This is a genomic window from Cryobacterium sp. MLB-32, assembly GCF_000738085.1.
GTDB lineage: Bacteria > Actinomycetota > Actinomycetes > Actinomycetales > Microbacteriaceae > Cryobacterium.
Window position 1 is genome coordinate 1 of the sequence record NZ_JPRS01000123.1, and the last position, 4,873, is coordinate 4,873.

The window sequence follows — 4,873 nt, forward strand, 5'->3', positions numbered from 1 at the left end:
GCTGTTGGAGAAGGTGTTTCATTCGGAGCTTTTTGACATCGATGAATTCCCAGTCCCATCCCGCGCGGAACGGATGGAACCCAAGTACTGAAGTCCGTCCGGCTGTTGCGCTGAATTCCCATCGTCGCCGAAGACGAATTTGCTATTTCATCGACGGTTCGATCGGAGGTGTGCGGGTGGCGACTAAGAGCCAATGTTTCGCGAGAACGCTGTATTTAGTGGGGTTCAAGGACTCAGTGCGCACGTTGTGGAGCCTCGGTGCTGTCGCCTTGGAGGTGCGACAGACCCGGTGATCGCGCGTGATGACAACGGCCCCGCGCTTGAAGATCGGCGTCTCTTGGCCTTCTAGGCCGGCTGGTGCGGGCCGCCACAGGCGCCCCGGGAGCCACCGTGACAACCCCGACGTAAGGGCTCCCGCCATGACCGCACCAACGAACACACTACGCACCCACGCGATGCGAGCTCACGCCCGGCAAAGCGACGAGACCACGCCTCTTTGTGCGGGCCACCTCGCCTCCGAGACGGACTACGCCCTGTGACCGCCCGGAGCAATACCCGAAGCCATGCCCAGGACTTTCATTGGTGGAGAGGAGCGCCGGAGCTCACGGACGAGGCAGCGGCGCTGCGCGACCTCATCGCGCTTCGCGACGCGACCATCGAGCTGATCGACGGGCATACCTGACAGGAGTAGTCTCGCCCCGAGAACAAGTAGTTCGTCAAGCATGTCCTGGCCTCCGCCTCGGAGTCAAAAGAGGCAATCAGGGAGAGGGCCCGTTGACGCGGGCCCTCTCTTTTTTTGAACAGGTTCAGGCCCGTAAGGCGCATGAGTGCGGCTCCTGCAGCCAATATCCGTGAGGTACTGACGGTCGGCGTCGGATGCGTCCTAAGTCGATTCCCCCATTCCCGCGGCCGTGCAACATCGCGTGAGAACGCAATCGACGTACTTCATCTGCCACAGCTGAGGACAGGGCGACCAACCAAGGTGACGGGTGATCATCGTGCTGCGTCACCGTCCAGGGGATGAGTCAGTTCTGAGACGGTCAGGCCGGCTCCACGATGTCGGATGGAACCCTTTCAAGCCGACGGCTCGGGCTAGGCCCTGATCGCTCGTCAGCGGCCCTGGGCGGCCCAGCAGGTGCGCGTCATTAATAGAATTAATACAAATTAATAGGGATTCACAACCAGCCTTTGATTGATTCGCACGGAGTTCCCGCTATGACACACATAAGTGCGATACGCAGCATAATTGACAGATATAACTGTCAATTCACGAGGAGCAAACATGGTCACCAGGCGTTCGCCAGCACGAACGAGAATGCTCCGCGAGCTCGGCGTGAACATCACACGTTGGCGCAAGCTCCAGGGACTCAGCGCCACGCGGCTCGCCGAGCGTGCCCATGTCACCAGGGATACTCTTCGAGGTATCGAGACAGGCACTGGCGCTCCCCGACTGGACTCGTTGCTCGCTGTGCTCAGCTCGCTCGGCATGGTCAACACGGTTATCGCCAGCACCGACCCGTGGAACTCGGTCGCTGGTCGTGCACTGATGGACGACCACATCGGCCTGTCCAACGAACAGAGGTAGGTTCGCGCAGTCAGCGAGCAGGCGACCCTCTGACGAGGCCGAGTCACGGCCACCAGCCAGATGTCCACTGGCAACACCGGACGGAGCCCCCGTCGTCGTGGGCCTCACCAGCCGTAGCCTCGAGCCTGACCAGATTGACGCTCCGACACTCACGCCGACCGTCACGCCGACCCCGACCAGAACGGTTGATAAAGTTATCAGCCGACGCGAGCGGTGATAACTTTATCAACCGCTGCGAGAGGGTCCCGATAACTCATGCGGTGCTGGCTCAGATGCGCGGCTGAAGGAAGTCATCCGCGCGGCGCAGGCCCCGATCGACGCCGCATCCAGCGGTTGACGCTGGAGCTTTTGCAATGACGATCGGCTTGCGGAAACAGACACGGGCAAGTCGGAACACCGAGTGCTCGTACCAATGGATACGTGACTACGCATGGGTGCGCTTGATTCATGAGCACCTCTAAGGAACGGTCGCCCTGGCCAGCGGTCCGCTACGAAGGACGCCCCTGGCGCACTGTCCAGGCCGAGTACGGCTCACGCGCCCCGATGAGCCTGGCGTCAGACCCGTACCTGGCGTCGGTGCCCGCGTTCATTGCTGATCTCCAGTGGCCGCTCGACAGCGAGCTGCAAGCCCTGACCGAGGAAGCTGCCAGTGAGCTTGCTTGATTCGATGCGGAAGTCGGTCACCGCACAGAACCGTTCGCGGCTGTTCTCCTTAGCGCCGAGAGCCAGCTCCAAGATCGAGGACATCACAAGCGACGCACGGGAGATCGCCCTGGCGGAACTCGGTGGGTAGGCCTCCGAGGATGCCCAGCTCGTCGTCGATAACGTCCGAGCCATGGAAGCAGCTGTGGACATGGCCGCGTCCATGGACGGCCAAGCAGTCTTAGACGTACATCGTTCTCTCCTCGAGCGCAGCAATCCGGCCATCGTTGGTCGCTGGCGTGACCAACAAGTCTGGATCGGTGGTGGGAGCCGCGGGCCGCACCTGGCGCGGTGTGTGCCGCCGCATCACAATCGGGTGCGCGCGCTCATGGACGATCTTGTAGTCTTCGCCAATCGCACCAATCTTCCCGTGCTCGCTCAGACCGCAATCGCTCACGCCCAGTTTGAGACCATCCACCCGTTCCCCGACGGCAACGGCAGAGTCGGTCGCGCACTCATCCAGACGATGCTGCGCGGCGGCCAGCTCACACGGAACGTGGCTGTTCCGGTCTCCGCGGGGCTGCTGCGCGACACCGATCGATATTTCGACGCCCTCAGCGCGTATCGGTCCGGGGATACTGCTCCGATAATCCGCTCCCTCGCCTACGCGTCCTTCGCGGCGGTGGACGGTGGCCGCATCTTGGTGGCGGATCTCGAAACTGTGCAGGCGGAATGGCGCGGGCGCATCCGCGCGCGGCAAGACTCAGCAGCCCACCGGCTCTTGGATATTCTGCTGCGCCAACCCGCGATCGGCGCAGCGGAAGCCGCGGCTCAGCTGGGCATCTCGACAGTCAATGCCCAGGTCGCTATCGACCGCTTCGTGGACGCCGGCGTTCTGACTCAGATCACGGACGGGCGACGAAACCGGATTTGGCTCGCGGAGGACGTCGTGGGAGCCCTTGATGAGTTCGCTGCCCGAGCGAAGAGGCGCGGGTAGCCAGTGCGATCCAAGGTCACAATAAGAAAGCGCCGCAGCCGCTCCCGAGGCCTGGATCAATTTGGTAGGTTCGCAACATGAGCGACAAGATTCAGGTGCGCGTGGACGCTGACCTCTTCGCGGCCGCGAAATCAGCTGGCGCGGTTGCCGGCCGCAGCGCTGCGCAGCAGATCCGCCACTGGGCCAGGATCGGGCGCGAGCTTGAGCGGGCGGAGAGCGCTGCGGATGTAGCGGCTTTCGACGCAGCTATGGCTGAAGAGGGCGAGAACATTCCGTTTGCGCAGGTCGAGGCAGCAGGCAAGGCTCAACGCGCTGCCCCGATGGAGGCCTTTGCCAAGTTCCGCGAGCTGGATGAAGCTCTCGAAGAGCCTGAATACGTGGTGACGGAACCGAGTATCCAAGAGATCACCCGGCGCCTGAACGCCGCCCTGGGCGCCACGCTCGTCGCAGCACTGGCCGGCTCGGACGATCCCCAGGCTTCGCACGAATGGGCCAAAGAGGACAGCCTCCTGCCACGCAACGGAACCATAACCCGACTTGCTTTTGCACACGAGCAGTGGCAGAAGATCGCCGAGTCCGAGGGCGAGCAGGTCGCCCGGGTGTGGTTCGTCAGAGCGGACCCGTGGCTTGACAACGACACCCCTGCAAAGGCGATCCGTGAAGGCCTGCTTGAAGAGGTCGGCCTCGCCGCCCAAGCTCTCATCGACGATTCGTTCAGTGGCTGACTCAGCCTGACTAGTGACGATGTCGCTCGCCACAGATGGCTATTGTGGCGGTCATCGTCGTCGCTAGTTCCGGAGGTTGTTGACGGCCAAATAGCTCCCCAATACGATCCTCAGATCCGCATGCGAGATCAGTCAGGATTTCGCCGGGTGGCGGAAGATCTGGGGGCTCACGGCCGCGCAGGTTGCAGACCAAGCCGACATCAACCGGCACACGCTCCGCAAGCTCGAGCACGGAGACCCCGGCGTGAGATTCCACGTCGCGGTTCGCGTAGCTCGTGCCTTAGGGCTCCTCGGGATGTAAACGCCAACCCAAAATGGCACCATTTTGGGTTGGCGTTAACATGGGCAATGGCGAGGACAGAAACCCCAGGCACAAATGGAAATCGCCGACGTCAACAAGACGAGCGGGCGCGGTCCAGTGAGCACATGTGGCATCCATATCTGGCTCCGATTGAGGATCACAGGGGTGAATCAGCCAGTTCCGGCGTCGCGGCCGTTTACTACGTCGCTCACAAGCCCCTGATCTGTTCTACGGCCTATCGGGACAATCCCAGTCGCAGTGCGAGAGTGGACTCTCCGTCTGAGGTCGTCGTTGTCTCTATGGAGTGAGGCGATCAGCATGATCGCGGCGGAGAGCTGTTCGCGCGTTTCACGCAGCGCCCTCGTCGCATCCCGTAACGCGGCCTTGTCAGTCTGCACCTCACGAGACGTTGTGTCAGAGGGGTGGGGAGTGCGGACCGAACCTACGAAGCTGTCCCACTCCGCCAGTACTTCTTTCTCCCTATTCATTGTCGCTCGGCTCACCTGTGCCTCTGTATATAGGTTCTTCTTGGAGAGGGTACCGTCGGTGAAGAGTGCTTTGCCGTTTAGGAGCCGCTGCATCGCAGATCGCAAACGCGACTCGGAGCTGATGCGAGTCGGAAT

7 protein-coding genes are annotated in these 4,873 nt (G+C 61.9%); 6 read left to right on the forward strand and 1 reads right to left on the reverse strand.

Features of this window, described 5'->3' with window-relative positions:
* The first annotated feature begins 535 nt into the window (after positions 1–535).
* From JF66_RS23010 to JF66_RS22315, 6 genes are all read left to right on the forward strand, one after another.
* Complete coding sequence (locus JF66_RS23010) at positions 536–682, forward strand: hypothetical protein (RefSeq protein ID WP_156109776.1); 147 nt, start codon at positions 536–538, stop codon at positions 680–682.
* A 600-nt stretch (positions 683–1,282) separates the two neighbouring features.
* Entirely contained in the window at positions 1,283–1,585 is a 303-nt protein-coding gene (locus JF66_RS12525) for a helix-turn-helix domain-containing protein (protein WP_156109777.1), read from the forward strand.
* 447 nt (positions 1,586–2,032) lie between these two features.
* A complete protein-coding gene (locus tag JF66_RS24375; RefSeq protein ID WP_231556405.1) occupies positions 2,033–2,248 on the forward strand; it encodes a hypothetical protein in 216 nt (71 codons plus the stop codon).
* Positions 2,249–2,450: 202 nt separating this feature from the next.
* On the forward strand, positions 2,451–3,224 hold the full coding sequence (locus JF66_RS24380) for a Fic family protein (RefSeq protein ID WP_231556407.1): 774 nt from the start codon (positions 2,451–2,453) through the stop codon (positions 3,222–3,224).
* Positions 3,225–3,301: 77 nt separating this feature from the next.
* Positions 3,302–3,949: a hypothetical protein gene (locus JF66_RS24385; RefSeq protein ID WP_081882365.1), complete on the forward strand. Its 648-nt coding sequence runs from the start codon at positions 3,302–3,304 to the stop codon at positions 3,947–3,949.
* A gap of 127 nt (positions 3,950–4,076) precedes the next feature.
* Positions 4,077–4,250, forward strand: coding sequence for a helix-turn-helix transcriptional regulator (locus JF66_RS22315; RefSeq protein WP_369798012.1), 174 nt, complete (start codon positions 4,077–4,079; stop codon positions 4,248–4,250).
* A gap of 170 nt (positions 4,251–4,420) precedes the next feature.
* Here the strand turns inward: JF66_RS22315 and JF66_RS24390 are convergent.
* Positions 4,421–4,873, reverse strand: a 453-nt coding sequence (locus tag JF66_RS24390) for a hypothetical protein (RefSeq protein ID WP_231556406.1), incomplete at its 5' end; no start/stop codon positions are given.